Origin of the sequence: Chryseomicrobium aureum (assembly GCF_016909155.1) — a bacterium.
Taxonomy (GTDB): Bacteria; Bacillota; Bacilli; order Bacillales_A; family Planococcaceae; genus Chryseomicrobium; species Chryseomicrobium aureum.
In genome coordinates, this window is the sequence record NZ_JAFBFG010000001.1 from 532851 (window position 1) to 559075 (window position 26225).

Here is a 26225-nt window from a genome sequence, read left to right on the forward strand (position 1 = left end):
TTGTCCCATCATACTATAAACTTTCAAATAAAAAAACTGCCCGCTACGGGACAGTCTTAATTTGATAATGCATCCATATCTTCAACGATTTCTTCAACGGGTACTTCGCTCACACCGCTATAGTTCTTCACGACAATCCCTTCTTGATCAACAAGGTAGAAACTGCTTCCATGAATGACTTGGTCTGAATTCGGATCATTTTGTACAATGGCTTTAAACGAGTTCCGTGCAAGTTGTGAAATAAACGTCTGGTCGTAGCCCGTCAACAATTCCCATTTCGACTCATCCGCAACATCATACATCTCTAAGTAAGAAGTAAGCACTTCCGGTGTATCAACAGCTGGGTCCACACTGAACGCTACTATTTTATACTCTTCCACACCCGCTGCTTCAAGTTCTTCTTGAATATCTGTCAAGTTGTAGGTCATCGGTGGACAGATGGTATTGCAATTCGTGAAAATGAAGGTCGAGAGCCAGATGGTCCCCTTTAAATCTTCAAGAGAAACGTCCTCCCCACGGTGATTGGTCACCGAGAACGAATCTACTTCCCAGTCCGTCTGTGCTTCAAAGCCACCACAACCAGCCAGTAACAACATGACAAGACTCATTACTACTGCAATCTTCTTCAACTGAATCACTCCTCGTCTCTTTCTAATGATAGCCGAGGGATGAGGAGTGTTCAATCGTTTGATTCTTACACTTTTGTGACAGGGTTGATTGCCACTAGTACATCTCGAATGGCTTCAAGTCGTGATTCGATTCGATGTAGTAAGTAAAACGACACCACGACGGGAAAGCCGATCTCTTGCACAAGTGCGATCCATTGCTCCATATAGTCTCCTCCTTTTAAAAAACCCTCCCCCGAATCGGAGGAGGGAAGTTCGTTAAAATAACTGCTGGACGTTGCGGTCGACGATTTGAGCGGACACGGCTTCTGTCACTGGATTGGTGTCGATCAAGAACACTTGTGACGTGATGATTTGTTGCATCGCGGCTTCTACTTCTGGTACCGTCAAGTTGTCGCGTGGCTCTTCGACAGCTACTGTTACTTTCTTGCCCGCAGCGTTGCCGAATTCAAGTTGTAATGTTTTGGCCATTTAAAGGGCCTCCCTTCTTGGTTAGATAATTTCTTCCATTTCTTGCTTTTGTGCTGCGAGTAATTCTTTTGCTGAAAGTGAAGAGATTGTGACAGCTGCTTGGAACAGCTGATCTGCAGGTAGAGACGAATCAATCCCTGTATAACTCTTCGTGTGACGTTTCGGCTTGCCATCTCCTGTCATTCCGTCATCATAGACGAGGCGGAATGACGCACTTCTAAGTTGATACGATGCCATGTGTATCACCTCCTTCATACGCTATATAGAGCGCACGTGAAAAAAGGGATACCTCGAGGTGAATTTTCTTCAAGAACCTTGTATACTTAACTCGAGGTGAACAACTGTGTTAGAAGGCTGGTTTTTATGGTTTATCCTATTTTGGGTCGTCGTTTTGATCACGTTGATGGCAATCGGTGGCTATTTCATGTTCCGCAAGTTTTTAAAGGCACTCCCGAAAGAAGACGGTAAATCCGACCTGGATTGGGAATCTTATTATGTTGATAAGACGATTCATCTATGGTCTGAAGAACAAAAAGCATTATTGAACGAACTCGTGGCACCGGTTCCGGAAATTTTCCGCCCAGTTGCCAAACAAAAGATTGCAGGACGTATTGGACAATTGGCATTAGAAGAAAATGCCGACGCCATCACGCAAGAATTATTAATCCGTGGGTATATTCTAGCGACTCCCAAACGCGATCACAAATTCTTGCGTAAAAAGATGGATGAATTAGAAATCGATTTGACACCGTATGAAGTGTATTTTCATCAAGAAAAGACCGTACCACTCAAAAACTGAGTGATACGGTCTTTTTTTAAGTCAGAGCTTTGTATTTTTTGTACATCATCAATCGCCATGGCACAATCATTCCAAATGCCAGTAACCAGAACATGCCGCTTAGTTCACCGACATCGATTTCGCTGCTTAGTACAAGCTTGAGTACGATCCGCAGACCGAGAAGTCCAAATAAAATAAAAATGAACGCTTTCGAAGGTTTTAGGTAAACTTCGCCGTCACGTTTTTCAAAATTGGACGTTTTAACAAGTAAAAATGAAAACAATACGCCGACTGCCAGTGCCTCCAGTACGTTGATCCACGGGACACGGAAGAATGGAAACAAAAACATCAACGCTCCTGTAGACATGAATAGCGGTGGTAGCAAAATCTTTTTTGCACTCGCTGGCTTTTTCGCAGCGCGACTGCGGACGATTGTAAGAAGCGTCCCCATCACGATTGCACTGACAAGTGACAAGGTCACAAGCAGTTCTTCAGAAATAAAGTCAAACATCAGCAGATCCTCCGTCAAGCAACTTTAATCGAAATTGTAGTTCTTGCATCGGAACAAATCTCGCAAAACGCTGCACTTCTCTTCCGGACTCCCATAAAATCACGACGGGTGCTGTGAAAAGTGATAATTGACCGGCCACTTCTGGTACTTGGGCGATATTCACTTTAAAAAATGGAACTGTTGGATAGTCGTCTTCAATAGCCTCTACTTGCGGACGCAAGCCTTCACAGACGGAACAACCGTCTGTCTTCACAAACAGCAGTCCTTTTGGGTTCGACTCGAACGCCTCTTGCCACGCATCGAATGATTGAATGTCTTTCATAGTTCCACTTCCTTAAAATCCTGTAAAGTCACCGAAGATTGGTGTTAACACACGAATGATCCATGTCAGTCCGTCAAAGAATAACACTACACCAAGTGCAATCATGATGTACCCGCCGACCTTCATAAATTTTGCACTGTTTTTGCGCATCCAGTCCGTGCGTGTCACAAAGAAGGATAGCAAGAAGAATGGAATGGCAAAGCCGAGTACGTAGGCGACCATATACCACACACCAAGTTCAGGGTTTGATCCAGCCATTACAAGAACCGCTGCAAGGATCGGCCCTGTACATGGCTGCCATCCAGCTGCAAACGCTATCCCGATCAAACTACTGCCTAAATAACCAGAAGGTCGATTCTTAAATTGTAGTCGTTTTTCAGACATCAGCATTTCCGGCTTAAAGATTCCTACGACAAGTAATCCAAATACGATAATCAAAATAGCGCCGATTTGACGGATGAGGTCACCGTATTGAATAAAGAATGTACCAAGCCACGTTGTTGCAAAACCTAATGCTATAAATATAACGGAAAAACCAAGCAAGAAGAACAATGTATGGAACATCCCTCTTCGTTGCATTTTCTTTTTATCTGTTTTGATCTCTTCAATCGTCATCCCTGTTATATAGGACAAGAAAGCCGGGTAAAGAGGCAAGGTACACGGGGAGACAAAGCTCAAGAAACCTGCACCAAAAGCAAGCCAGATGGTCACATCGGTTGCCAAAAAAATCACCCTTTCAGCTAAACTACATCCATCGTATCAGACTTTTCCTCTTTACACCCTACTCTTGCTCATGACAGTTTTATGACATTTGTTCTTCGACAATTCCATTTTGAAGCTGATACATTTTGTGATAGAGCCCTTTTTGACGAATCAGTTCTTGGTGCGTGCCGCGTTCAACGATCTCTCCTTGGTGCAAAACAAGAATCAGTTCTGCGTCTTGAATCGTGCTGAGTCGGTGTGCGATAGCAATCGTCGTACGGCCTTTTCTCATCTTCTCAAGACTCGTTTGAATCGCCACTTCTGTCTCGGTATCGATGTTGGCTGTTGCTTCATCTAGAATCAATACTTTCGGGTCTGTTGCCATGGTGCGCGCAAACGCAACCAGTTGGCGCTGTCCACTTGAGAATGTTGATCCGCGCTCTGTCACTTTTTGCTGATACCCATCTGGCAGTGCGCGTATAAAGCTGTCCGCTTGCACAAACTCTGCAGCAGCACGCACTTGTGCGCTCGTCATCTCTGGTGCATGGAGGCGAATATTGCTTTCAATGTCGCCGTAGAATAAGAATGGATCCTGGAGCACAAGCCCCATCTTCTTTCGTAACTCACTCATCGGAAAGTCTTTTAAAGAATGTCCATCGATGAGGATTTCCCCGTTTTCGTATTCGTAGAACCGCATCAACAAATTGATGATCGAGCTCTTCCCACTTCCGGTGTGCCCAACTAAGGCGACCGTCTGTCCAGGCTCCGCAGTGAACGAAATGTTCTTCAGTACGTCTTGGCGTCCATCATACGAGAACGTCAAATTGCGGAATTCGATTTTTCCGTCGAGTATTTTGGCAGCAGGATTGTTCGCCTGTGCCGGTGCCATATCTTCTTCGTCCATCAGTTTAAATACGCGTGAAGCAGCAACGATAGCTTGCTGGAAAATCGAAAGTCGTTGCATCACTTGATTGATCGGCTCGAAGAAACGGTCGATGTAGGCAACAAATACATAGATCACCCCGACTTCAACCGGGTTCGAGAAAGACGTGATTCCGAAATAACTCAATACCAGGATAATAGCCAATGCGTACACCAAATCGATGGCTGGACGAAGAAGCAAACTGTCGAGCTTGATATTGCGGCCTCCTGCTTGGAAGTGCTTGTCATTGATTTCGCTGAATTCATCTCTCAAACGTTTTTCTTGGCGGAATGCTTGGATCATGCCCATTCCAGAAATGGATTCTGCAAGTTTTGCATTGAGTTGCGAAAGACGTTCGCGAAGGTCTTGGTAGACGACGGAACTGTGTTTACGGTACGTGTAGATGATAAATCCTAAAATCGGTAACAACAATGTCGCCATCAGTGCGAGTTGCGGATTAATCAAGAACATCGCAATGTAGACCCCGATGATCAAGAATCCGGCTTGGACGAATCCGACAAGTACACTGACAAACATATCCTTGATGGCTTCTGTATCGTTCGTGACACGTGATACGATGCTTCCGGCAGGCGTGCGGTCGAAATAGCGCATGCCAAGCCCCTGTACCTTCGTGAAGACATCGATTCGCATCGTCTGGATAATTTTCAATGCAAGTTTTTGGAATGTCATCAGTTGGAAATAGCTGATCACGACATTACTGATCTGAATGAAAAGATATCCTGCAGCAAGCCCAATAATGGCTGCTTGCGGGAACGAACCGACTGTTAAATAGTCATCGATGTAGATTTTAATTAAATAGGGCCCGACCAGATCTCCTACGACTGTCAAAGTAAGTAGAACGAGGGCAATCGCCAACATCTTTTTATGTGGGAGTAAATAGCGTAGTAAACGTTTTACGACTTGCCACTGCATTTTCCCGGTCAGTTTGGGCATTTTCTCATCCATGGATGTCGCCTCCTTGCTCTACGAGTGACTCGAGCTGCTGGAGCTGGTACATCTCGAAATACGTGCCTTGTTGAGCCATTAATTCGTCATGGGTCCCTTTTTCTTTAATGGTCCCGTCTTCCATCACGATGATTTGGTGTGCATGTTGAATGGCACTTAGTCTGTGTGATGTGATGATCGTTGTTTCATCTGTTCGCTCTGCTTTTAGTGATTCTAAAATGGCCTCTTCCGTCTTTGCGTCCACCGCTGACAAGGAGTCATCGAGTATCAACAATTCTGGTTGCATCATGAGCGCGCGGGCAATCGAAATACGCTGCTTTTGACCACCGGACAGAGAGACGCCTCGTTCACCGACAATGGTGTCGTACCCATCCGTGAACCGTGTGATGTCTTCGTGAATCGCTGCAAGCTTTGTCGCGCGTTCGATTTCTTGTTGGCTTGCTTTGACATTTGTGAATGCAACGTTCAACCCAACTGTCGTTGAGAATAAGAAATGGTCTTGTGGAACGTAGCCGATCGCTTCAAGCAGACTCTCTTTTTTGTAATCACGAATATCGTGTGTGCCATATGTGATACTTCCTTTATATCCTTCAAATTCACGCATCAACAGTTTTAGAATCGCCGTCTTTCCGGAGCCAGTTCGTCCGACGATACCTAATGTCTCCCCGCGGTCCAATGTGAAATGGACGTCACGAAGGGCCACACGCTCATCCCCTGGGAATGAGAACGCATCAATCGCAAATGTTACTTTACCTTGAGGTTTGACTTCCAGTGCGCCAACACGGTCATCAATGTCGACTGGTTCCGATAGCAGTTGCTGGATGCGCTCATACGAAGCACGGCCACGCTCTACGATGTTGAACAACCAACCAAACGCTAGCATCGGCCACACGAGTAAGCCAAGATACGTATTGAATGCTACAAGGTCTCCAATTGTCATCTCATCCGCTAAGATGAACTGGGTACCGAAGCTGATCGCTAAGAAGAAACATGCTCCAACGATGAGTGAAATCGTTGGGTCGAACAATGAGTCGACTTTTGCTACACGGATGTTCTTATCGACGACTTCTTGTGACAGACGTTTAAAGTCTTCCGTATCTTCTTGTTCTTGTCCGAACGTCTTAATGACCTTGATTCCACTAATACTTTCTTGGGATTTGTCGTTCAGGTCAGAGAACGCTTCTTGTGCAAAACGGAAGCGTTGGTGTAACAATCGTCCGTAATAACTAGTTGTCAGTACCATGATGGGCATTGGTAGTAAGGCAATCAATGTCAGCTTCCAGTTGATGGTGATGGCCATCGCAGCAATCACAAATCCACCAGTTGCTAGTGAATCAACGAGTGTCAGCACGCCTGCCCCTGCTGTTTGTTGCACAGCCGACAAATCATTCGTTGCATGTGCCATCAAATCTCCGACGCGTCGTTTTTGATAAAACGAAGGGGACATCCGGCTAAAATGGTGAAACAATGTCTGACGCATACGACGAGCAAGCAAAATTGCTGAGCCGAAGATCATCATTCGCCAGTAGTAGCGGAGAATATACATTAGTAGTGCAGCCCCTGCAAGTAAACCGAGCCACTGCATGAGTAGCTGTGATGTAAGCCGTTCTTCATTGATGGCATCGACGACTTCTCCGATGATGCGCGGAGGAATCAGTGTCAAGAATGCCACAAACAGCAGCATGACGACGCCGAGTCCGTAGTGCCATTTTCTCTCTTTAAAGAACCAGGCAAGGTCTAAAAATACCCTCATGTGTTCGTTCCCCTTTTCTCGTACAATTTAAAAACCTTATTTAGTTTAGCAAATCTTCAAACATTTCGGAAGACGAACAACTGAAATAATTTCGAAAATAGAAATATCATATCTTTTTATGACCGCCAAGAAGAGTTGCTCGGTAACGCGCTGTACCGTCCGCTGTATAGGATACGGCACGTAAAACAGCGGTCGAACCATATTTTCTACGAAGTGCATCGATTGTTTGGCCGAGCCGTTGCTCGCGGATCTGTTCAGTGTGGGTAAATAAATTTAATTGAAGGGAATCGTCCTCCTCGATGTTACTGACAGAGAGTGCGATTCTACGCACGGGACTGCCATCGTAAAAAGTGTCCATCAAGCGGTCAAATGCAGCGTAGATGACAGATGTTCGGTTGGTAGCTTCGTCAATCGATAGAGAGCGACTGAACCCGCCGAATTTGCTGTAGCCGATACTCATATGCATCGTGCGACCGACCTTCCCTGCTTCTCGCAGGCGGCGTGCCACGTCTTCTGTCATTTCGAGTACGACGGCCATCGTTTCTTTTTTGGAGTTGTAGTCGCGGAACAAGATCTGCCCCTTGCCGTAACTGATCTGTCCTTCCATGATGGGTGCACCGACTTCAGATAGATCAATCCCCCACGCGTGGTGATACAGTTGATTCCCCATCACACCGAATTTTGCTTCGAGTTGCTCGAGCGGGGTGTGAGCAAGGTCGCGAACTGTGAAAATGCCCATAGCGTTGAGTGTAGCTTCCGTTCGAGTGCCGATTCCCCATACTTCCCTCAGAGGAGAGACGGGCCAGAGTTTTTCTGGAACATCTTCGTAGGTCCACTCGGCAATGCCAGTTTTTTTCGCTTCTAGGTCAAGTGCGAGTTTGGAAAGCAACATATTTGGTCCAATGCCAATGCTGCAAGGGACTTGAAATTGACGCTTCAAATCATCTTGAATTTTGCGAGCGACATCCCACGGGTCACCCCATAGTTTTTCGGTGCCTTTTAAGTCAATGAAGCTTTCGTCGATACTGTACACATGAAGGGATTCCATCGGGACGAGTTGATTTAAGTAACGGGTAATTTCTGCTGAGACTTTCACATAGAGCTCCATTTGCGGCTGGATGATGCGTATTGCGGGGTGGTTTGGAATTTCAAACCGACGTGTACCGGTTTTGACGCCAAATTGTTTTTTCATTCTCGGAGAAGCGGCAAGGACGACACTTCCTTTTTGTTCGAGGTTGCCAACGATGGCGATGGCTTCTTGTTGGATATCGAGGCCATAGACGGCTGCAGAACAACTTGCAAAGAAGCTTTGCATGTCGATGCAAAGAATCTTGCGCGGTTCAAGTAGTTCATACATAACAATTCCGCCTTTCTATTCTAGTTTGATTTAGTATACACCGAACACACGTTCTTAATCTAGTGCGGAATGTTTTTTGATCGAGGAAAAATTTGTCGGGGTTAACTGCTCAAGAAAAAAAGAGACCGGGGTGAGGTGCCTGTTTTAGACTCAATTCTGGTAGGGCTGGAGACTCAGTTCGAGACGGAGTCGAAGAAGTGTGGCTCCTGAACTGCCGCGTTAGAATTGTTGCTGTGACAGGCTCCGTATGATTACGCACCGATAGAGCATTTGTCTGTCATCCGAGGTTCGATTCTGTCTAAAGAAATAAAAACCAACAGTGGCCGATTCGCTTATTGAGCGAATCGGCCACTGTTCTTCTTAGTTCTCAACAAAATCAACCTCTGACAACAGATCAAACGTCTATCAGCACTTCTTTTTACTGAGAAGTTGTATTCAATCACTAATTCGAGTCGGCTTTGCCTCTATCTTACCTATCTTGATACTCAAGCTTTCTCTCTATGATTTGTTTGGGGGCGGGCTGTGCTAACGCAAGGCCCGATTCATCGAGCTGATAGCCACAGTATAGGACAGCGAGTTGAGAGAAACAGACAAGTAACTTTTGAAAGAACATATTTTTTCTGGTCACTATCATTTAAAACTCCTCAAGAAAAGAAGACCCCGGGTGAGGTGCCTGTTTTAGACTCAATTCTGGTAGTTCTGGAGACTCAGTTCGAGACGGAGTCGAAGAAGTGTGGCTCCTGAACTGCTGCTCTAGAATTGTGGCTGTGACAGGCTCCGTATAAAAAGAAAAAGTCCCATGAACTTAAAAAGTTCATGGGATAGAGTTTAGACTAAATCGGCAATATCATTGAAATCTACAGTATGAGGTATTTCATCCGCATACATAAGATTTCTAACCATTGATAAAAGATTAACAATTTTCATATCTACAAATTCACGACCATCGGCATTCATTTCATAGGCAGGGACATTTTTTATAGTGTACTCTGTACCAGAGATTTTCCAAACTAAATCTTTTACTATCGGTATATCCGGTGCCAACCTTTTTTCCTCCTTAGCAGAAGAACTCTTCGATAAAGTAGTACGCATGATGTCTCACCCCTTACTTTGTTATTTTAAGTAATTATACTATATTTTATACCCACACAGTTAGATTTTAATCTGTAGAGAGTCGCTCCAAAAGCTCTTTTAATAATGGATTATCACTTAAATATTGATTAGAACGCGACTTACCTAAAGTGTTAGTATCACTAAATTCTGTCAAACTAACGGTTATTACCCTAATATTGCGAGCGATCCCATTATGAATGACAAAGCTAATACTAGAATTAAATTTTTCACTTTCATTTTTTGTTTGAAGTGTGTAAGAAAGTTGAGGGAACCCTTTGTATTGTGCTTTCAGAACTTTATTAGACTCGATAATTTTCTCAATAATATAAATATCCATATTCGCAACTTCCTGTTGAACTCGTTGGAAGCTACGCTCAAGAGCATGAAAAGTAAGATAAACCAATTTTTTATCGAATAGTTCTTGGGGGTCTTCTTTTCCAGAAATTACAATGTTCTTCTTTTCTTGAAGAATGGTTGCTTTTTGTTCTGACGTTAGGTCTTTTAAATTGAAGCCATTATCCATTTCATTCAGTTCAAATTTAGTATGTGCACTTGAAATCTGTTTAATTTGGGTTAGTTGTTTATCGTCAAATTCTATAACATCATTAATGAGCATTGCCTCTTTATCTTCAAAAAACACAATATTTTTCGGCACATGACTGTTTGAACTTTTCACATTATGAATTCACCTCACCATACACTTCATTCATCATATCCTCCATGATATAGGCTTTAAATTCAGGGTTCTCAAGGATTTTCATGAAGAAGTCTTGGTTGGTGTTCATACGATCAATGACAAAGTCCATAAAGGTGCGTTCAAATGCAAACTTAAAGTTTTCTTTTGTATTGTTTTTAGCTTTTTGACGTATGTCATCACTATTTAAAATATCTTCCTTTACTTGTTCACGTGATAGATAGTCAGTCTCTGAAAACTCTGTACCAAATCGGTCGTTTAATTTTTCGAGAATTGAAGACAAGCGAACTTTCTCGTCTTCTACTGCCCCGCTAGCACCATGTTTTTGTGGATCAAGTTCAGAGCCGCCAGTTTTTTCGAGTACGCAGTCAAAGCGACGTAATACGGCAAGTGGTAAAATCACTTTTCCGTAATCTTCTGGTTTGTATGGTCCGCGTAATACTTCAGCGATTGACCAGATAAAGCTTACTTTATCTTGAAAATTAATCATCTAGTATACCTCATTCTTGTTGTTAGTTTTGTATGTATTCCCTTTCATTTTACCTATTCGGTAAGCGCTTTACTAGGTGTAAAGTGAAATTAGGAGGTGTTTGGAAGTGCAGATAGACCATTGAGGCTCACAATTTGTTAGCACTATCTTAGATTAAGATATACGGAGCCTGTCACAGCCACAATTCTAGATCGGCAGCTGACGAGCCACACTTCTTCGACTCCGTCTCGAACTGAGTCTCATCATCTGCCAGAATTGAGTCTAAAACAGGCACCTCACCCCCCGTCTTTCTTTTTGGATGAATTTAAATGCAGAGGACTCTTAAGTGTGTAGAAATCTGAAAAGTAACTTGTCTGTTTGTCTAAACTTGCTGTCCTAGACTGTGATTATACGAACAATGAATCGGGCCTTGCGTTAGCACAGCCCGCCCCAAGATACTTACAGAGAGAATGCTTGAGTATCTAGATATAAAGGTAGAGGCAGAGCCGACTCGAATTTATGAGTGTTTGCCACTTCTCAGTAAAAAGAAGTACCGATATGTGTTTGGTCTGCTGTCTGAGGTTGATTATGTGGAGAACTAAGAAGAACAGTGGCCGATTCGCTCAAAAAGCGAATCGGCCACTGTTGGTTTTTATTTCTTTGACAGAATCAAACCTCGGGTTGTAGAAGAAATTTCTATCGGTGTGCTTTTTTCCTTTCATACGGAGCCTGTCACAGCCACAATTCTAGCTTGGCAGTTGAAGAGCCACACTTCTTCGACTTCGTCTCGAACTGAGTCTCATCATCTGCCAGAATTGAGTCTAAAACAGGCACCTCACCTCCCATCTTTCTTTCTGAAGGAGTTCAAAATATCAAAGACTAAAAGAATAGCGGGGACAAGCACCTCACCCTTCCCGTCTTCTTTCTGGAGGAGTTTTAAAAACTTAAAGTAACGCCTTTGCTTTCTGAATTTGAAGACCGACTTGCTCAAAGCCTGTTCCACCAAGTGAGTTACGGCGGCGGACGGCCTCGCGCGGTGCAAGTGCTGTAAAGATATCGTCTTCAATTAAAGACGAGTAGTCTTTATATGTTGCAAGTGGCACATCTTTTAAGAAAATGCCTTGCTGGATACAATAAAACACGAGACGCCCGGTCACGTCATGTGCTTCACGAAACGGCATACCTTTTGCTGCCAGATAATCTGCAAGCTCTGTCGCATTGGAGAAATCCGATTCGACAGCGGCTTCTAACGTTTCCGTGCGCACTGTCATCGACTGAATCATTCCAGCAAAAATCTTCAATGAACCTGTGACAGTTTGAACTGTATCGAACATTCCCTCTTTATCTTCTTGCATATCTTTGTTGTAGGCGAGCGGCAATCCTTTCAACACGGTCAGTAACCCAAAGAGATTCCCGTACACACGTCCCGTCTTCCCACGGATCAGTTCTGCCATATCCGGATTTTTCTTTTGCGGCATGATGCTCGACCCTGTTGAGAACGCATCCGATAATTCAATAAATGAAAACTCCTGGCTCGACCACAAAATGATTTCTTCGGCAAGACGAGAAAGATGCGTCATGAGAAGTGACGAAGCACTCAAAAATTCAACGATGAAATCACGATCACTGACAGCGTCTAAACTGTTTTCGTAGACACCGGAAAAACCTAATAATTCTGCTGTGCGTTCACGGTCAATCGGAAATGTCGTGCCAGCGAGTGCACCGGCACCAAGTGGCGACAAGTCCGTACGCTTCAAGCCATCTTGAAAACGCGCTTTGTCACGTTCAAGCATCCAAAAATATGTCATCAAGTGATGACCAAAAGAAATCGGTTGGGCTCGCTGCAGGTGCGTATATCCTGGTGCAATCGTTTCAATATGCTGCTCGGCTTGAGAAACCAATTGCTTTTGAAAGTCTTCGATAAGCACAATGATTTCTTCCGTACGTGTTTTTAAATAGAGATGCATGTCCGTAGCGACTTGATCATTTCGACTGCGTCCTGTGTGAAGCTTCCCGCCGACTGGACCAATCAAATCGATCAAATGTTTCTCTAGATTCAAATGGATATCTTCTTGAGCAACAGAAAAAGTAAGTTCTCCATTTTTTGCTTTCTCTTGAAGCGTTAGAAGTCCGTCCATGATTTTCTCCGCGTCACTGCGCGATAGAATGCTTTGCTCTGCCAGCATCTGAACATGTGCAAGGCTTCCAGTAATATCTTCTAAAACGAGCGCTTGGTCAAAGTGGATCGATGCACCAAAATCATCGACCCATTCCTCTGCCGTCTGTTGAAAGCGCCCTCCCCACAATTTCGTCATACTGTCACCTTCTGCTCCTGTTGTTTGTTCACGACTGCATGTACTTTTGTTGGAAGACCCCATAGTTCGATGAAACCGACTGCCGAAGCGTGATTGAATGCATCGTCTGTTGAGTACGTCGCAAGCTTTTCATCATACAATGAATTTGGAGATTTACGGCCTTCGACAATCGCATGCCCTTTGAACAATTTCACACGAACCGTTCCGTTCACGTACTGTTGCGTTTCTTTCAAAAATGCTTGTAATGCCGTGCGAAGTGGCGAGAACCAAAGTCCCTCATAGATGAGTTCTGTCAATTTTTTCTCCATCACCGGCTTAAAATGTGCAAGCTCTTTGACAAGTGTGATATCTTCTAACTCCTTATGCGCCACTAAAAGTGTGTGCGCTCCTGGAATCTCATACACTTCACGTGATTTAATACCAACTAAACGGTTTTCGACGTGATCGATACGTCCAACACCATGTTTACCAGCCACTTTGTTTAATTCTTGAATCAAATCGCTCAAGAGATACTCTTGCCCGTTCAACGCGACAGGGACTCCTTGTTTAAATTCAATCTCAATCACATCCGGTGTATCCGGTGTGTTTTCAAGTGCATTCGTTAAATCGTATGCGTCTTCAGGTGGTGCCGCCCACGGATCTTCTAGAATGCCACATTCGTTAGCACGTCCCCATAAGTTTTGATCGATGGAGAACGGGCTATCGAGATTAATAGGAATTGGAATGTTCTTTTCTTTTGCGTAGGCAATCTCTTCATCACGGCTCCATGACCACTCACGTACCGGAGCAATTACTTCTAGGTGTGGTGCAAGGGCCTGGAACGAAACTTCAAAACGTACTTGGTCGTTTCCTTTACCTGTACATCCGTGTGCAACGGCAGTTGCTCCGACCTGCTCTGCTACTTCGACTAATTTTTTTGCAATTAGAGGACGAGAAAGTGCAGAGACAAGTGGGTACTTTTGCTCGTACCATGTATGAGCCTGCATAGACGTAAGTGCATATTCCGTCGCAAACTCTTCTTTCGCATCAATCACGTAGCTCTCAGTGGCTCCGACAAGCAATGCTTTTTCTTTAATAAAATCGAGGTCCTTACCCTCCCCAACATCTAGGCAGACAGCCACTACTTCATATCCTTGCTCCTTCAACCATGTAATGGCAACCGATGTATCTAGACCACCGGAGTACGCTAAGACAACTTTTTTCATACTAAAAACCTCCATGTATTTTTATGCATAATGATTTATCAATATGCATATACTAGCATGGAGGTTATAAAAATACAACACTTTAATTATTTATTCACCAATAATTTGTGACAGCTCTTTGTCATGAATCGGTGGAAACTCGATTCCACGGCGAGACAATTCCGCTTCGATGGTATCAATTGCCTTCTTCAAAACTTGCAACCGTGCATGTTTTTTGTCATCAGCTGCCACAACAAACCATGGGGCGTGCTCTGAATCGGTTTTTTCCAACATGTCTTGTGCTGCTTCTACATACTGGTCCCATTTGTCCCGATTACGCCAATCTTCGTCTGTTAATTTCCACTGTTTGAAAGGATCGTTTTTTCGTTTGATGAAGCGGCTGAGTTGTTCATCATTTGAAATTTGAAGCCAGTATTTGACGAGAATATAATCCTCATCACTCAATAGCCGTTCAAACTCATTGATTTCATTATATGCACGCTTCCATTCTTGCTTCGTTGCAAATTTCTCGATGCGTTCCACTAATACTCTGCCGTACCAAGAGCGGTCGAAAATGCTGATTTGTCCATGCATCGGCAATTTTCGCCAAAAGCGGTGCATATAATGATACCGTTTTTCGTGTGGACGAGATGCAGAAATGGGATGCACGATAAATCCACGGGGATCAAGTCGCTCTGTCAATCGTTTGATGGCGCCGCCTTTTCCTGCAGCGTCCATTCCTTCGAATACAAAAATCAAACCGACTTGCTGTTTGCGGAGTGTGAGTTGCAAACTTAACAGATGATATTGTAGTTTTTTCAGTTCCACCTTATAGTCTTCTTTTGATAACGTATTTTCTTTTTTCGGGATGTTATTTAACTGCACTTTCATTCAGACACCTCCAGTTTCTCCCTATTATAAGTGATTTCTGAAAATTCGGTAGCTAATCTTTGAAAAAGTTCATAGAATGCGGAATAATAACAACATACCCGAGAAAGGTGATGAGATATGTCGAAATTATTTGAACCTGCAAAGCTTGGTAAACTCGAGCTTAAAAATAAAGTGATCATGGCACCAATGTGTCAGTATTCTGTTGAGGCAGAGGATGGTCACCCTGAGGACTGGCATCTTGTGCACTACACATCGCGTGCGGTCGGCGGCGTCGGGCTCGTTATCGTCGAAATGACAGATGTCGAACCAGACGGACGCATCACAAATCGTGATTTAGGATTATGGGACGATGCACATATTGAATCACATGCTCGCCTTGTTTCCTGTGTAAAGAAAAATGGAGCAAAAATTGCCGCCCAGATTGCACACGCTGGACGCAAAGCAACAGATGCTGTACAACCGGTCTCCTCTTCTACAGTTCCCGTAACAACGGATGCGGACTGGAAAACCCCTCGTTCCCTTTCGACGGAAGAAGTACACGAGATGGTAAACAAATTTAAAAAGGCAACTGAACGCGCGATAGCAGCTGGGTATGATGCGATTGAGCTGCACGGCGCACATGGGTATTTGATCCACCAGTTCCATTCTCCAGCTATCAACAAGCGACAGGATGAGTATGGAATTGACCTTGCCCGCTTTGGAGTCGAAGTGATTCAAGCAGTCAAATCGGTCATGCCAGCAGACATGCCGCTTATCTTCCGAATGTCAGCGATAGAGTATATGGATGGCGGCTATGATTTGGAGCACGCACTAGACATTGCACAACGTTATAAAGAAGCAGGCGTGGATGTATTTCATATTTCAAGTGGTGGTGAAGCACCTCCTGGACAGAAAAAGCCATCGAATGAACCTGGTTACCAAGTTGGGTTTGCACGTGCGTATAAAAAAGCTTTCGAACTTCCTGTGATTGCTGTAGGGCGTTTAGAAGATGCAATCTTAGCAGAAAAAGTAATTGCAGAAGGCGATGCAGAATTTGTTGCAATTGGTCGCGGATTACTCCGTGATCCATATTGGGCCCTTCATGCACAAGAACAATTAACAGGTTCTGTCGTACCGCCAAAAGCCTACGAACGCGGTTTTTAAGTTCTTTCCCTCACATGATGGTTGTGAGGGTTTTTTATTGCAATTTTTTAGTAATATCGGCCTATAGTACCAACCCTTGAATTCAAAGTAAGTAGAAGGTTCTGTTTTTGAACTATTCATTGTTTTCTGATTAATTATTCATTATACTGAATCATTATAGAAAAGGAGGCAGTTTATGGAACCTATCAAAGAAAGCGGTTACACCCGAGAGTATCCATATGAAGAGATTTCTGAACAGAATAACTTCAAATCTCTCAAGAAACGAAAAAACAAATTCATAGTAGGTATTTCGATTTTCTTTTTAACAGCGTATCTAGCATTGCCCATCCTGACTTCGTACACGACGATTTTAAACACCCCTGTAATTGGTGATATTTCACTTGTATGGATTTATTCATTCCTGTTGTTTATTATGACCTGGACACTTTGCATGATCTACGTTAAAAAAGCAAATGGCTTTGATAAAGAGGCCGAAAAGATCAAAGAAGATGCAGTTGGTGAGGTGACACGATGAGTGGAGTAGGAATCTTTTTCTTCGTTGCTATCGTCGGGTTGACCTTATACGTTACATATCTTGCTTCAAAGCGCACGAACTCTGCCAGTGAATTCTATACTGCAGGAGGTGGCCTGACAGGATGGCAAAATGGAATCGCCATCGCCGGAGATTACTTATCGGCCGCGTCTTTCTTAGGAATTGCAGGAGCTATTGCATTATTTGGCTTCGACGGATTCTTCTTCTCCATCGGCTATTTGGTTGCCTACCTTGTTGTTTTATACATCGTAGCGGAACCATTACGAAATCTTGGTCGCTACACACTTGCTGATATGATTGCTGCGCGCTTCAATCAGAAAAAAGTACGGGGCGCAGCAGCGGTCAGCACAATCACCATCGTACTTTTTTATATGATTGCACAGTTAGTAGGTGCCGGTGCACTTATTCAATTACTTCTTGGCATTGATTATTGGATTGCTGTTTTGATTGTCGGTACTATGATGACAATTTATGTATTGTTCGGTGGAATGGCTGCAACCAGCTGGGTCCAGATTATCAAAGCTGTTCTTTTGATGGTCGGAACAGTTGTGATCTCTTTCCTCGTTCTCTGGAAATTCAACTTCAACATCTTAGGGATGTTCTCGGAGATGAAAACAGCGACAGCACACGGGGAAGCATATTTACACCCAGGTGTTCGCTATACAAATGGAATTGATACAATCTCTATGATGATTGCCCTTGTACTAGGTACAGCAGGGCTACCGCACATCTTGATGCGTTTCTTTACAGTAAAAGATGCAAAAACCGCACGCAGTTCTGTCGTCTATGCAACGTGGATTGTAGGAATTTTCTACATCTTGACGATTTTCCTGGGCTTTGGCGCAGCGGCATTTGTAGGTTCTGAACAGATTGTAGCAGCAAATGCAGCTGGAAATATGGCAGCTCCTCTCCTTGCAGAAGCACTCGGTGGCGACTTGTTGCTATCCTTTGTATCGGCTGTCGCATTTGCAACCATCTTAGCTGTAGTAGCAGGGCTTGTGCTTTCCGGCGCCTCTGCATTTGCACATGACTTGTATGGACAAATCATTAAAAAAGGAAAAGTGACTGAAAAAGAGCAGATGATTGCAGCACGTAGTGCATCGATCGCAGTTTCTGTTATCTCGATTATTTTGGCACTTGGCGCTCAAAACATGAACGTTGCATTCCTTGTGTCTCTTGCTTTCTGTATTGCAGCATCCGCTAACCTGCCGGTGATTATTTACACCATCTACTGGAAGCGTTTCTCAACAACAGGTGCACTGGCTGCTATTGTTACAGGTCTTGTGACAGCACTTATCCTTGTAATTTTAAGCCCGAACTTATGGGCGGCAGATGGGTCGATGCTATTCACTGGTGAACCTCTCTTCCCTCTTACAAACCCTGCACTTGTTTCCGTGCCAGCTGGTTTCTTAGGAGGATGGATCGGAACACTCGTTGGGCAACGTGCTGATTTGAAAAAATATGCCGAAGTCGATGTTAAAGCAACCATTGGGTTGAAATAAAAAAAGTAGAGGGCCTCGGCTCTCTACTTTTTTGCGTATATGCGTTTACCGTACCGTTCAAATAGCAGCGGGGCAAGTTGCGCAAGCTTTGCACCCGCACCAAGATGACCAGGTACCAGTACTTCTCCTTTTGGAGAGTCAAGCTGCTGCATGACAATGTCTCCCACTTGTTCAATTGAGAGAATGTGTTTTCCTAGCGCTTTTTTATAACCACCTGATTGATCTGTTTTATCGATAAAGGGTGTATCGATTGGTCCTGGCTGCACGATACTAACGTCCACTCCTGAGTCCATCAGCTCCATGCGAAGACCTTGAACGTAACCAGTTAACGCGTGTTTTGAGGCAGCATACACACTTGCTTTAGGTGAGGCCATTCGACCTGCTAGTGAACCGATGAAAAGTAACAGCCCCTTGTTCTTTTGTTGCATGAACGGACTATGGTAGCGAGCAAGCAACATCGGTAGCTCTACATTGATCACTAGCATTTCACGAATTTCCTCAGGTGTTAGCGTGTCGTGTGTTTTAAAAAATCCCACCCCCGCATTGATGACCACAACATCATAATCTGTTTCAAGTAATTCAAGTGGCCAGTCTGTCTGTTCATGTTGCAGCGTCATATTCCATGCCACCGCACGAACTCCGACTGTTTGTAAATCAGCAAGTGCCTCTGCATTACGCCCTGTTACCGTCACTTTGTATCCTCTTTTTACTAGTTGATGCGTGACGTAGAGACCAAGACCACTAGTACCGCCTGTCACTAGTACTTTTTTAGGCATTACGATAATAAATCACCCCTTCACTCGTCACTTCTTCTACTAGTGAAAGATCCGAAAGATAGTCGACTTGCCCGATTGTCTCAGACAGGGTCAATCCAAGTTCTTTTTCGTAAACTTTTGGAAAGAGACGCTTCGTCAATTCAAAGATGGAGAGTGATTCATCTCCTAGCAAAGTTTGGACGTGCATCGCTCTCTGATGCTGTCTCTCGAGGCGGTATGTAATGAGCGGGTGCACATCTTTTACAACATCTCCATGCCCACTGTAGATTTGCTCTACCGGATAATCGAGCATACGTTTTAAAGAAGCATTATACTGCAACAATGCTTTCGGTCGTCCGGATGATTTTAAGAGGGGTGGTTCAATCAATGGATTCGAAGAAATATGTGCAATCACGTGGTCCCCACCGATCATCCAGTTTGTCTTTTCATTGTAAAAAGATAATTGACTTTGGGCGTGTCCAAGTGTTTCGAGCACCATGATGTCCGGATGTCCTGGTAACTTTTCACCGTCTTGAAGAATACCATCTAAAGGACGATTTCCCATCAATTGGATTGGCCGTCTCATCTTTTCAATCCAATGATGATAGTGTTCTGGAACGCCTTCCTCTTTTAATTGTTCAAGGTAGAAATCGTCGTGATAGGAAAAAAATGCTTGATCTCGTTTAAACCACACATCATTGTATGCATGACCCAGCAACGAGGCATTCTCAAAAAGCTCTGTCCAACCGGAATGGTCTGGATGATGATGCGTTAACACGACTTGTTCGATATCAGTTGGAGCCACGTTTAGATCTTTCAGCTGGGCCTCTAGTAGTTGCCTAGCTTGTTCCGTTTTTGGACCGACATCAAAAAGTGTCAAGGAGTCCCCTTTAAGCAAATAGCTGTGCACATCTCCAACAGCAAAAGGAGTCGGAAGTGTTAGTGTATGAATCATTTTGGGCCTCCTAAAATGAATGGTTATTCATAGTGTACTATGAATGCAATATGACGTCACTAGTAGCATTGACAAGTTAGACGGACAACTCTATAATTCGAATCATTATACTTGAGGAGGCGTTTTCCATGAAGATTGTGTTTTTTGGAGCTGGTGCAATGGCAGAAGCGATTATTAGCGGGTGGGTGAACTCTCCCAAACTTCCTCCTCTTTCGTTGTACGTGACCAATAAGAGTGATGATCAAGCGCTCACAGACCTACAAACAAAATACAAAATTGAGCTCGTGAAAGATCATCCAACATGCTTAGAGGATGCAGATTATGTAGTGCTTGCGATGAAGCCAAAAGATGCTCAGCAAGCCTTCCAGGCGATTCAGCCTCTGCTCCCAAAGCATGTAACTGTATTGTCGGTGATAGCTGGTATTGATTTAGAGCTCTTGACTCATGCCTTTCCTGGCCATCCAATTGTGCGTATTATGCCGAATACATCCGCTACAATTGGGAAAAGTGCTACGGTTATGAGCCACACGCCTACAGTTATAGAATCGAACTTACACTTTGTAGAAGCATTGTTTGAAGCAATTGGAACTGTCGAGGTAATGGAGGATGACCAGATGCATGCCGTGACTGCGTTATCAGGAAGCGGACCTGCTTACATCTACTTTGTCACCGAAGCATTGCAACGCGCTGCACAGGAAATCGGTTTACCACAAGAGCAAGCGAACGCGCTGATCTTACAAACATTAGATGGAGCTGTAGCAATGCTGAAAGAGACAAATGAAAAACCCGCCACACTAAGAAAGCGTGTGACGAGTCCTGGTGGGACGACAGAAGCTGGGTTGAAACAAATGAAAGACCTAGGTCTCGATACGGCGATTGTAAAAGGCATTGAAGCAGCCTGTACACAATCTGCTCATTTAGGGGAAGTTGTAAAAGATTCAATGTTGCCATCGCGCAGCAGTTTGTAATGCATAAAATCTGACGCAATAAAAGATGGACAGCCGCTCTCGTTTAGTTCCTTTAATAGAGACGGCTCGTTTTCATTTGTAAACCGTGCACTGATATGAGTTACGATTAAATGTTTCGCCTGCGCTTCGTTTGCCACTTGTGCCGCTTGTCGGAACGTCGAGTGCCCATAGTCTTGTGCCATTTTCTTCCCTGTATCGTCGAACGTTGCTTCATGCACGACGATGTCCGCCTCTTTAGCAAGTGCAATAGAGGATTCAGTGAAACGCGTGTCACCTAGAACAGTAACTGTAAATCCTGGTTTCGGTTGTGAAGTTACATCTCCACTTTTGACTACTCGCCCATCTTCTAGCACGATATCTTCCCCTGCTTTTAACCGTCCAAGTAGTGGACCTCTCGGCACGTGAAGTTCACGTACTTTTTCCATTAACAATGTCCCAGGCTGATCATTCTGTTCAATACGAAATCCATAACACGGAATGACATGATCTAATCGTTCTGTCAGGACTCGGAACTCCGTATCTTCAAACACCACACCCGGTTCGATTTCAATAATTTCAAGTGGATACGTCAAGTGAGTGCGAGAAAGTTTGAGTGACAACCGGATATACTCTTCGATTCCGCGTGGCCCATATACCGTGAGTTTTTCCGTACCACCAAGGAACGAGCGTGATCCAAGTAGGCCGGGTAAGCCGTAAATATGATCTCCATGCATGTGTGTGATGAATATCTTTTCGATGCGCCGAGGTTTTAGTGACGTATACAAAAGCTGATGCTGCGTTGCTTCTCCACAATCAATCAGCCAGTATGTGCCCCGTTCTTCCACGAGATTGACAACAATAGAGGTCGTATTGCGTTGTTTAGACGGCATACCTGCACCGGTCCCAAGAAAAAGTAGTTCCATTCAATCGTCCTTCTTTCGCCTATGATCGTTTAAAAAGTCTTTACTAAAACTTGATGTAGAGCCAGTTTTCTTCTTTAGTTTAATTCCTTTTTGAATGCTTGTTTTCCCGTATTTCTTCTGCAAATCTTCTATAAGATTTCGGACAGGCTCTTCTTTAGCAATTTGTTCATACGATTCAAATGTCAACTGCTCGGTGATTTCACCGGGTTCTTTTAAATCCTGTACAGTCACTCCAACAAGTCGAACAGGCTCTTCGTTCCAAAGTTCTGTAAACAGCTGCTTGGAAATTCTTGCGATATCAGCTTTTTTATAAATGGATTCTCGAAATGTGCGACTTTTCGACTTGTTCTGCCAGTCGTGGTAGCGCACTTGAACGTTCACCACATAGCCGACGTAGCCTTTTTCTTTTAAACGGTCTGCCACTTTTGTCGAGAGTTGGTCGATGTGTGCAAAAAGCGCTAGTTTGGATGTTTCATCAATGGACAACGTTTTTGAGTTCCCAACACTTTTCCGCTCATAGACTGAGTCAGGATCCACCAGCCGTCTGTCAATTCCATGTGCGCGTCTCCATAGTTTTTCGCCGTGTTGACCAAGCAATTCTTGTACCTGTTTTTCAGATAAACGGGCGAGATCTCCAATTGTTTGGATGCCTTTGTCATTTAGCTTTTTTTCTGTCTTGTCACCAACACCATGCATCTCACCTACTGCAAGTGGCCATAGTACTTGGGGAACATCGCGTTTGCGTAAAATCGTAATGCCCATTGGTTTTTTCATACCACTCGCCATCTTTGCTAGAAACTTATTTGGCGCAATACCAATACTGCATGGCAAGTCTAGCTCTCGCTTGATTCGATCTTGAATCGTATGCGCGAGTTTGATAGCTTGTGCCCCTTCTACGATATCTGTGACATCTACATACCCTTCATCAATTGAAACCGGTTCAACGAGGGAGGTATAGTCGCGCAAGATAGCAAACATGGCTTGTGAGGCGATTCTGTAGCGCTCAAATGTTGGTGTAACGAAAAGAAGCGAAGGGCATTTGCGCTTCGCTTCCCAAACGGACATTGTTGTATAAATCCCGTAAGCTCGTGCTTCATAGGAACACGTGATGATGATACCTTTACGCTCTTTTGGGTTGCCGGCCACTGCGACTGGCTTCCCTTTCAAAGTGGGATCATAGGCCTGTTCAACAGAAGCGAAAAAACTATTCATATCTAGATGAAACAAAATTCTCGCCTGTTCGGCCATATGCTTTCCTCCTTTAGCGTTTGATTAGATGTGTCACAACATCTGCAAGCTTTTCTAGCTGAGCGATTGGCATCGACTCGTTTGTCGTATGGATTTCTTCATAGCCAACAGATAAGATAGCTGTCGGGATCCCAAGTCCATTGAATACATTGGCATCACTTCCGCCTCCGCTCCGTTTGATGGATACTGGAATTTCAAGTGCTTCAAATGAGTGTTTCGCGTAGCTGACCACTTCATCTTGTTCACTGAAAGAGAATCCTGGATACATCAATTCTGTCTTCGTCTCTGCCGACGCACCAAGCGACGTTGCAGTCGTCTCGAATGTATCAACCATATGCTTTACCTGGGCATTTACTTTTTCTTCTGTCAGTGCACGGGCTTCTGATAAGATATGGACTTCCGGACAGACGATGTTCGTCGCCTTTCCACCTTCAAAACGACCGATGTTCGCTGTCGTCTCTTCGTCGATACGTCCTAGATTCATCGCACTGATGGATTTTGCTGCGACTGTAATTGCTGAAATCCCTTTTTCAGGTGCTACTCCAGCGTGTGCCGGTTTTCCGGTGATGGTCGTCCAAAGCTTTGCTTGGAAAGGTGCTGCAACGACAATACCGCCAACCTCTCCATCGCTATCGAGTGCATAACCAAAATCAGCATCGAGTAGAGATGGGTCCAGTGCTTTTGCCCCAACTAAGCCACTCTCTTCCCCAACGGTGATAACCACTTGCAACTGACCATGGTGTGCTTCCGATTCGTTTACGCGACGTAACGCTTCAAAAAGTGCTGCAATTCCCGCTTTGTCATCTGCACCAAGAATCGTCTCACCTTCAGACACGATGCGGTCACCCCCGCGTACTGCTTTGATGTCTACCCCTGGTGTCACGGTATCCATGTGAACGGAGAACAATAGTTTTGGTAATGCTGCGTCTCCTGGTTTTGTTGCAATCAAGTTTCCAGCACCGAAGCCTGTTTTTTCTTTTGCATCATCTTCTAGAACGGTAAATCCTAAGTCTTCAAGTTTTGTCTTTAAGACGGGTGCAATGATTTGTTCATTTCCAGTCTCTGATGGAATTTCAACAAGTTCAATAAATTCTTCGAGTAGTCGTGTCATGCGTCTCTCCTTACAACGGGATATTTCCGTGTTTTTTCTTTGGTCGTGTTTCTTTTTTGGTGCGCATCATCTCGAGTGCTTGAATAAGTTTGATACGTGTCTCACGTGGATCGATGACGTCATCTACCATACCCATAGATGCTGCTACGTAAGGATTCGCAAATTTCTCGCGGTATTCTTCGATTTTTTCAGCACGCGTTGCTTCTGGGTCTGGACTTCCTGCGATTTCACGCGCAAATATAATGTTCGCTGCACCATTTGGTCCCATTACGGCAATTTCTGCGTTTGGCCAAGCAAATACAACGTCGGCTCCGATAGATTTTGAATTTAAAGCTACGTATGCACCGCCATACGCTTTCCGTAAGATAACTGTAATTTTAGGAACGGTTGCTTCTGAGTATGCATATAGGATCTTCGCGCCGTGGCGAATAATCCCTCCGTGCTCTTGCTTGATGCCTGGGAAGAAACCCGTCACATCTTCAAATGTGATGAGTGGAATGTTAAATGAGTCACAGAAACGGATAAAGCGCGCTGCTTTATCGGATGAATCGATGTCAAGTCCTCCAGCCATCACTTTGGGTTGGTTACAGATCAGTCCGACCGTTTCGCCTTTAATCCGTGCGAACCCAACTACGATGTTCCGCGCAAATTCAGATTGCACTTCTAAGAACGAATCGGCATCGACCACTTGCTCAAGAACGCGGCGAATATCGTACGGACGAATTGCTTCAAACGGTACGATATCAGCAAGGTCTGGACGCTCATCCGATTCTGGTTGTGTTTCCATGATTGGCGTCTTTTCTTCATTGTTCTGTGGCAAGTATGTAAGCAATTTTCGTACTTCTGCCAGCACTTCTTCTTCTGTAGCACCACGGAAATGCGCATTCCCACTGATTGTGTTATGTACTTTTGAACCACCCAGGTCTTCTGAGGAAATCTTTTCGCCAGTAACTGTTTCGATTACTTTAGGTCCAGTGATAAACATTTGGCTTGTTTTATCTGTCATAAACACAAAGTCAGTGATTGCAGGCGAATAGACAGCCCCACCCGCACATGGGCCTAAGATGACAGAAATTTGAGGAATAACACCTGAATAGATCGCATTGCGATAGAAAATCTGACCATATCCATCAAGTGAAACTACGCCTTCTTGAATACGAGCCCCGCCAGAATCATTGAGTCCGATGAATGGCGCTCCATTTTTCGCTGCAAGATCCATTACGTTTGCAATTTTAAGTGCATGCATCTCTCCAAGCGCACCGCCAAATACGGTAAAGTCTTGTGAGAACAAATAGACTGGTTTGCCAGCGACTTTACCATACCCTGTGACAACTCCATCTCCAGGTCCTTCAAGCTTGTCCATGCCGAAGTCGGTTGTTCGGTGTTTGATGAAAGGATTTAACTCTACAAATGTACCTTCATCGACTAATAAATCGATTCGCTCGCGCGCAGTTAATTTGCCTTTTTCGTGTTGTTTTTCGATGCGCTCATCGCCACCGCCAAGTTCAATCGTGCGTTTTCGGTCATACAATTCATTGATTTTATCGTACATATCCATTAGTTTTTCGCCTCCGACTGTTTTTCGCAAAGTTCATAAAGTACACCGTGAGAAGATTTTGGATGGATAAATGCAACTAGTGCTCCACCTGCTCCCACTTTCGGTTGTTCTTGAATGAGACGTACCCCGTTGTCTTTCAAGTCATTCAGTCTAGCTTGAATAGATTCTACTCCAAACGCAATATGGTGCATGCCTGGACCTTTCTTTTCCAAAAAACCATGGATGGCACTGCTTTCAGATAATGGTTCGAGTAATTCCAATTTCAAGTTGCCCGCATCAAGGAAGGCCACTTTCACTTGCTCACTTTGAACTTCTTCGACTTTCAGCAGTGGAAGCCCTAATGTTTCTATATAGTATGGAAGCGCTTCATCAATTGAATGAACCGCAATTCCAATGTGATCGACTTTTTTCATCCTCGTCATCCCCTTTCACACTTATCTTCTATTGTAGCGATTTCAAAAAAGGTTGGCTACCTCT

General features: G+C 44.1%; 28 protein-coding genes. 5 read left to right on the forward strand and 23 right to left on the reverse strand.

Going from position 1 to position 26225, the window contains the following annotated elements; translation table 11 throughout:
• Nucleotides 1–56: 56 nt before the first annotated feature.
• The 4 genes from JOD03_RS02735 to JOD03_RS02750 all read right to left on the reverse strand — a co-directional run bounded on the left by JOD03_RS02735 (nt 57) and on the right by JOD03_RS02750 (nt 1334).
• Complete coding sequence (locus JOD03_RS02735) at nt 57–629, reverse strand: SCO family protein (protein ID WP_239584756.1); 573 nt, start codon at nt 627–629, stop codon at nt 57–59.
• Nucleotides 630–694: 65 nt separating this feature from the next.
• Nucleotides 695–832, reverse strand: coding sequence for a YvrJ family protein (locus tag JOD03_RS02740; protein ID WP_204589269.1), 138 nt, complete (start codon nt 830–832; stop codon nt 695–697).
• 52 nt (nt 833–884) lie between these two features.
• Nucleotides 885–1097: a DUF2922 domain-containing protein gene (locus JOD03_RS02745; RefSeq protein ID WP_204589270.1), complete on the reverse strand. Its 213-nt coding sequence runs from the start codon at nt 1095–1097 to the stop codon at nt 885–887.
• Nucleotides 1098–1118: 21 nt separating this feature from the next.
• Nucleotides 1119–1334 carry a DUF1659 domain-containing protein gene (locus JOD03_RS02750; protein WP_204589271.1) on the reverse strand — a complete coding sequence of 72 codons (216 nt, stop codon included), beginning with the start codon at nt 1332–1334 and terminating at the stop codon, nt 1119–1121.
• A 106-nt stretch (nt 1335–1440) separates the two neighbouring features.
• Between JOD03_RS02750 and JOD03_RS02755 the strand changes: the two genes are divergently transcribed.
• On the forward strand, nt 1441–1896 hold the full coding sequence (locus JOD03_RS02755; RefSeq protein WP_204589272.1) for a DUF2621 family protein: 456 nt from the start codon (nt 1441–1443) through the stop codon (nt 1894–1896).
• Between the two features lie 16 nt (nt 1897–1912).
• On the opposite strand, the gene JOD03_RS02760 is transcribed toward JOD03_RS02755, so the two are convergent.
• From JOD03_RS02760 to JOD03_RS02820, 12 genes are all read right to left on the reverse strand, one after another.
• Nucleotides 1913–2386 (reverse strand): CcdC family protein, encoded by a 474-nt coding sequence (locus JOD03_RS02760; protein ID WP_204589273.1) that lies wholly within the window; start codon nt 2384–2386, stop codon nt 1913–1915.
• Nucleotides 2379–2708: a thioredoxin family protein gene (locus JOD03_RS02765; RefSeq protein WP_204589274.1), complete on the reverse strand. Its 330-nt coding sequence runs from the start codon at nt 2706–2708 to the stop codon at nt 2379–2381. The genes JOD03_RS02760 and JOD03_RS02765 overlap by 8 nt, the downstream gene beginning before the upstream one ends.
• A gap of 12 nt (nt 2709–2720) precedes the next feature.
• Nucleotides 2721–3431 carry a cytochrome c biogenesis CcdA family protein gene (locus tag JOD03_RS02770; RefSeq protein ID WP_204589275.1) on the reverse strand — a complete coding sequence of 237 codons (711 nt, stop codon included), beginning with the start codon at nt 3429–3431 and terminating at the stop codon, nt 2721–2723.
• A gap of 79 nt (nt 3432–3510) precedes the next feature.
• Nucleotides 3511–5298: an ABC transporter ATP-binding protein gene (locus JOD03_RS02775; RefSeq protein WP_204589276.1), complete on the reverse strand. Its 1788-nt coding sequence runs from the start codon at nt 5296–5298 to the stop codon at nt 3511–3513.
• Nucleotides 5291–7051 carry an ABC transporter transmembrane domain-containing protein gene (locus JOD03_RS02780; RefSeq protein WP_204589277.1) on the reverse strand — a complete coding sequence of 587 codons (1761 nt, stop codon included), beginning with the start codon at nt 7049–7051 and terminating at the stop codon, nt 5291–5293. The genes JOD03_RS02775 and JOD03_RS02780 overlap by 8 nt, the downstream gene beginning before the upstream one ends.
• 106 nt (nt 7052–7157) lie before the next feature.
• A complete protein-coding gene (locus tag JOD03_RS02785; protein ID WP_204589278.1) occupies nt 7158–8408 on the reverse strand; it encodes a Y-family DNA polymerase in 1251 nt (416 codons plus the stop codon).
• Nucleotides 8409–9236: 828 nt separating this feature from the next.
• Nucleotides 9237–9500 carry a hypothetical protein gene (locus tag JOD03_RS02790; protein ID WP_204589279.1) on the reverse strand — a complete coding sequence of 88 codons (264 nt, stop codon included), beginning with the start codon at nt 9498–9500 and terminating at the stop codon, nt 9237–9239.
• 67 nt (nt 9501–9567) lie between these two features.
• Complete coding sequence (locus tag JOD03_RS02795) at nt 9568–10197, reverse strand: hypothetical protein (RefSeq protein ID WP_204589280.1); 630 nt, start codon at nt 10195–10197, stop codon at nt 9568–9570.
• Between the two features lies 1 nt (nt 10198).
• Entirely contained in the window at nt 10199–10705 is a 507-nt protein-coding gene (locus tag JOD03_RS02800; protein ID WP_239584757.1) for a type I restriction-modification system subunit M N-terminal domain-containing protein, read from the reverse strand.
• A 923-nt stretch (nt 10706–11628) separates the two neighbouring features.
• A complete protein-coding gene (argH, locus tag JOD03_RS02810) occupies nt 11629–12999 on the reverse strand; it encodes an argininosuccinate lyase (protein WP_204589281.1) in 1371 nt (456 codons plus the stop codon).
• Nucleotides 12996–14204, reverse strand: a complete 1209-nt coding sequence (locus tag JOD03_RS02815) for an argininosuccinate synthase (RefSeq protein ID WP_204589282.1) — start codon at nt 14202–14204, stop codon at nt 12996–12998. The genes argH and JOD03_RS02815 overlap by 4 nt, the downstream gene beginning before the upstream one ends.
• 90 nt (nt 14205–14294) lie before the next feature.
• Entirely contained in the window at nt 14295–15074 is a 780-nt protein-coding gene (locus tag JOD03_RS02820) for a polyphosphate kinase 2 family protein (RefSeq protein ID WP_204589283.1), read from the reverse strand.
• A 117-nt stretch (nt 15075–15191) separates the two neighbouring features.
• Here JOD03_RS02820 and JOD03_RS02825 point away from each other — a divergent pair, with 117 nt between their 5' ends.
• From JOD03_RS02825 to JOD03_RS02835, 3 genes are all read left to right on the forward strand, one after another.
• Nucleotides 15192–16217 carry an NADH:flavin oxidoreductase/NADH oxidase gene (locus tag JOD03_RS02825; RefSeq protein ID WP_204589284.1) on the forward strand — a complete coding sequence of 342 codons (1026 nt, stop codon included), beginning with the start codon at nt 15192–15194 and terminating at the stop codon, nt 16215–16217.
• Between the two features lie 175 nt (nt 16218–16392).
• Entirely contained in the window at nt 16393–16731 is a 339-nt protein-coding gene (locus tag JOD03_RS02830) for a DUF485 domain-containing protein (protein WP_204589285.1), read from the forward strand.
• Nucleotides 16728–18251 carry a solute symporter family protein gene (locus JOD03_RS02835; RefSeq protein WP_204589286.1) on the forward strand — a complete coding sequence of 508 codons (1524 nt, stop codon included), beginning with the start codon at nt 16728–16730 and terminating at the stop codon, nt 18249–18251. The genes JOD03_RS02830 and JOD03_RS02835 overlap by 4 nt, the downstream gene beginning before the upstream one ends.
• A gap of 23 nt (nt 18252–18274) precedes the next feature.
• On the opposite strand, the gene JOD03_RS02840 is transcribed toward JOD03_RS02835, so the two are convergent.
• Complete coding sequence (locus JOD03_RS02840; protein WP_204589287.1) at nt 18275–19027, reverse strand: SDR family NAD(P)-dependent oxidoreductase; 753 nt, start codon at nt 19025–19027, stop codon at nt 18275–18277.
• Entirely contained in the window at nt 19020–19961 is a 942-nt protein-coding gene (locus tag JOD03_RS02845) for an MBL fold metallo-hydrolase (protein WP_204589288.1), read from the reverse strand. Before JOD03_RS02845 ends, JOD03_RS02840 begins: the two co-directional genes overlap by 8 nt.
• Before the next feature lie 128 nt (nt 19962–20089).
• Between JOD03_RS02845 and proC the strand changes: the two genes are divergently transcribed.
• A complete protein-coding gene (proC, locus tag JOD03_RS02850; protein ID WP_204589289.1) occupies nt 20090–20929 on the forward strand; it encodes a pyrroline-5-carboxylate reductase in 840 nt (279 codons plus the stop codon).
• On the opposite strand, the gene rnz is transcribed toward proC, so the two are convergent.
• From rnz to mce, 5 genes are read right to left on the reverse strand one after another with little or no spacing between them, the layout of a single operon-like run.
• Entirely contained in the window at nt 20875–21831 is a 957-nt protein-coding gene (gene rnz, locus JOD03_RS02855; RefSeq protein WP_204589290.1) for a ribonuclease Z, read from the reverse strand. The two genes, proC and rnz, sit on opposite strands and share 55 nt — an antisense overlap.
• On the reverse strand, nt 21832–23079 hold the full coding sequence (locus tag JOD03_RS02860) for a DNA polymerase IV (RefSeq protein WP_204589291.1): 1248 nt from the start codon (nt 23077–23079) through the stop codon (nt 21832–21834). It lies immediately after the preceding gene.
• A gap of 13 nt (nt 23080–23092) precedes the next feature.
• The gene (locus JOD03_RS02865; protein WP_204589292.1) at nt 23093–24190 is read right to left on the reverse strand and encodes a M20/M25/M40 family metallo-hydrolase; all 1098 of its coding nucleotides are present in this window, start codon (nt 24188–24190) and stop codon (nt 23093–23095) included.
• Nucleotides 24191–24200: 10 nt separating this feature from the next.
• Nucleotides 24201–25748 (reverse strand): acyl-CoA carboxylase subunit beta, encoded by a 1548-nt coding sequence (locus tag JOD03_RS02870; protein ID WP_204589293.1) that lies wholly within the window; start codon nt 25746–25748, stop codon nt 24201–24203.
• Nucleotides 25748–26161: a methylmalonyl-CoA epimerase gene (mce, locus tag JOD03_RS02875; RefSeq protein ID WP_204589294.1), complete on the reverse strand. Its 414-nt coding sequence runs from the start codon at nt 26159–26161 to the stop codon at nt 25748–25750. Before mce ends, JOD03_RS02870 begins: the two co-directional genes overlap by 1 nt.
• Between the last annotated feature and the right edge of the window lie 64 nt (nt 26162–26225).

Excerpts from the sequence above, each read along its gene's own strand:
- JOD03_RS02740 (WP_204589269.1), bottom strand. The coding sequence starts at position 832 with ATGGAGCAATGGATCGCACTTGTGCAAGAGATCGGCTTTCCCGTCGTG.
- JOD03_RS02745 (WP_204589270.1), bottom strand. The coding sequence starts at position 1,097 with ATGGCCAAAACATTACAACTTGAATTCGGCAACGCTGCGGGCAAGAAA.
- JOD03_RS02750 (WP_204589271.1), bottom strand. The coding sequence starts at position 1,334 with ATGGCATCGTATCAACTTAGAAGTGCGTCATTCCGCCTCGTCTATGAT.
- JOD03_RS02760 (WP_204589273.1), bottom strand. The coding sequence starts at position 2,386 with ATGTTTGACTTTATTTCTGAAGAACTGCTTGTGACCTTGTCACTTGTC.
- JOD03_RS02765 (WP_204589274.1), bottom strand. The coding sequence starts at position 2,708 with ATGAAAGACATTCAATCATTCGATGCGTGGCAAGAGGCGTTCGAGTCG.
- JOD03_RS02775 (WP_204589276.1), bottom strand. The coding sequence starts at position 5,298 with ATGGATGAGAAAATGCCCAAACTGACCGGGAAAATGCAGTGGCAAGTC.
- JOD03_RS02780 (WP_204589277.1), bottom strand. The coding sequence starts at position 7,051 with ATGAGGGTATTTTTAGACCTTGCCTGGTTCTTTAAAGAGAGAAAATGG.
- JOD03_RS02785 (WP_204589278.1), bottom strand. The coding sequence starts at position 8,408 with ATGTATGAACTACTTGAACCGCGCAAGATTCTTTGCATCGACATGCAA.
- JOD03_RS02790 (WP_204589279.1), bottom strand. The coding sequence starts at position 9,500 with ATGCGTACTACTTTATCGAAGAGTTCTTCTGCTAAGGAGGAAAAAAGG.
- JOD03_RS02800 (WP_239584757.1), bottom strand. The coding sequence starts at position 10,705 with ATGATTAATTTTCAAGATAAAGTAAGCTTTATCTGGTCAATCGCTGAA.
- argH (WP_204589281.1), bottom strand. The coding sequence starts at position 12,999 with ATGACGAAATTGTGGGGAGGGCGCTTTCAACAGACGGCAGAGGAATGG.
- JOD03_RS02815 (WP_204589282.1), bottom strand. The coding sequence starts at position 14,204 with ATGAAAAAAGTTGTCTTAGCGTACTCCGGTGGTCTAGATACATCGGTT.
- JOD03_RS02820 (WP_204589283.1), bottom strand. The coding sequence starts at position 15,074 with ATGAAAGTGCAGTTAAATAACATCCCGAAAAAAGAAAATACGTTATCA.
- JOD03_RS02825 (WP_204589284.1), top strand. The coding sequence starts at position 15,192 with ATGTCGAAATTATTTGAACCTGCAAAGCTTGGTAAACTCGAGCTTAAA.
- JOD03_RS02830 (WP_204589285.1), top strand. The coding sequence starts at position 16,393 with ATGGAACCTATCAAAGAAAGCGGTTACACCCGAGAGTATCCATATGAA.
- JOD03_RS02835 (WP_204589286.1), top strand. The coding sequence starts at position 16,728 with ATGAGTGGAGTAGGAATCTTTTTCTTCGTTGCTATCGTCGGGTTGACC.
- JOD03_RS02840 (WP_204589287.1), bottom strand. The coding sequence starts at position 19,027 with ATGCCTAAAAAAGTACTAGTGACAGGCGGTACTAGTGGTCTTGGTCTC.
- JOD03_RS02845 (WP_204589288.1), bottom strand. The coding sequence starts at position 19,961 with ATGATTCATACACTAACACTTCCGACTCCTTTTGCTGTTGGAGATGTG.
- proC (WP_204589289.1), top strand. The coding sequence starts at position 20,090 with ATGAAGATTGTGTTTTTTGGAGCTGGTGCAATGGCAGAAGCGATTATT.
- rnz (WP_204589290.1), bottom strand. The coding sequence starts at position 21,831 with ATGGAACTACTTTTTCTTGGGACCGGTGCAGGTATGCCGTCTAAACAA.
- JOD03_RS02860 (WP_204589291.1), bottom strand. The coding sequence starts at position 23,079 with ATGGCCGAACAGGCGAGAATTTTGTTTCATCTAGATATGAATAGTTTT.
- JOD03_RS02865 (WP_204589292.1), bottom strand. The coding sequence starts at position 24,190 with ATGACACGACTACTCGAAGAATTTATTGAACTTGTTGAAATTCCATCA.
- JOD03_RS02870 (WP_204589293.1), bottom strand. The coding sequence starts at position 25,748 with ATGGATATGTACGATAAAATCAATGAATTGTATGACCGAAAACGCACG.
- mce (WP_204589294.1), bottom strand. The coding sequence starts at position 26,161 with ATGAAAAAAGTCGATCACATTGGAATTGCGGTTCATTCAATTGATGAA.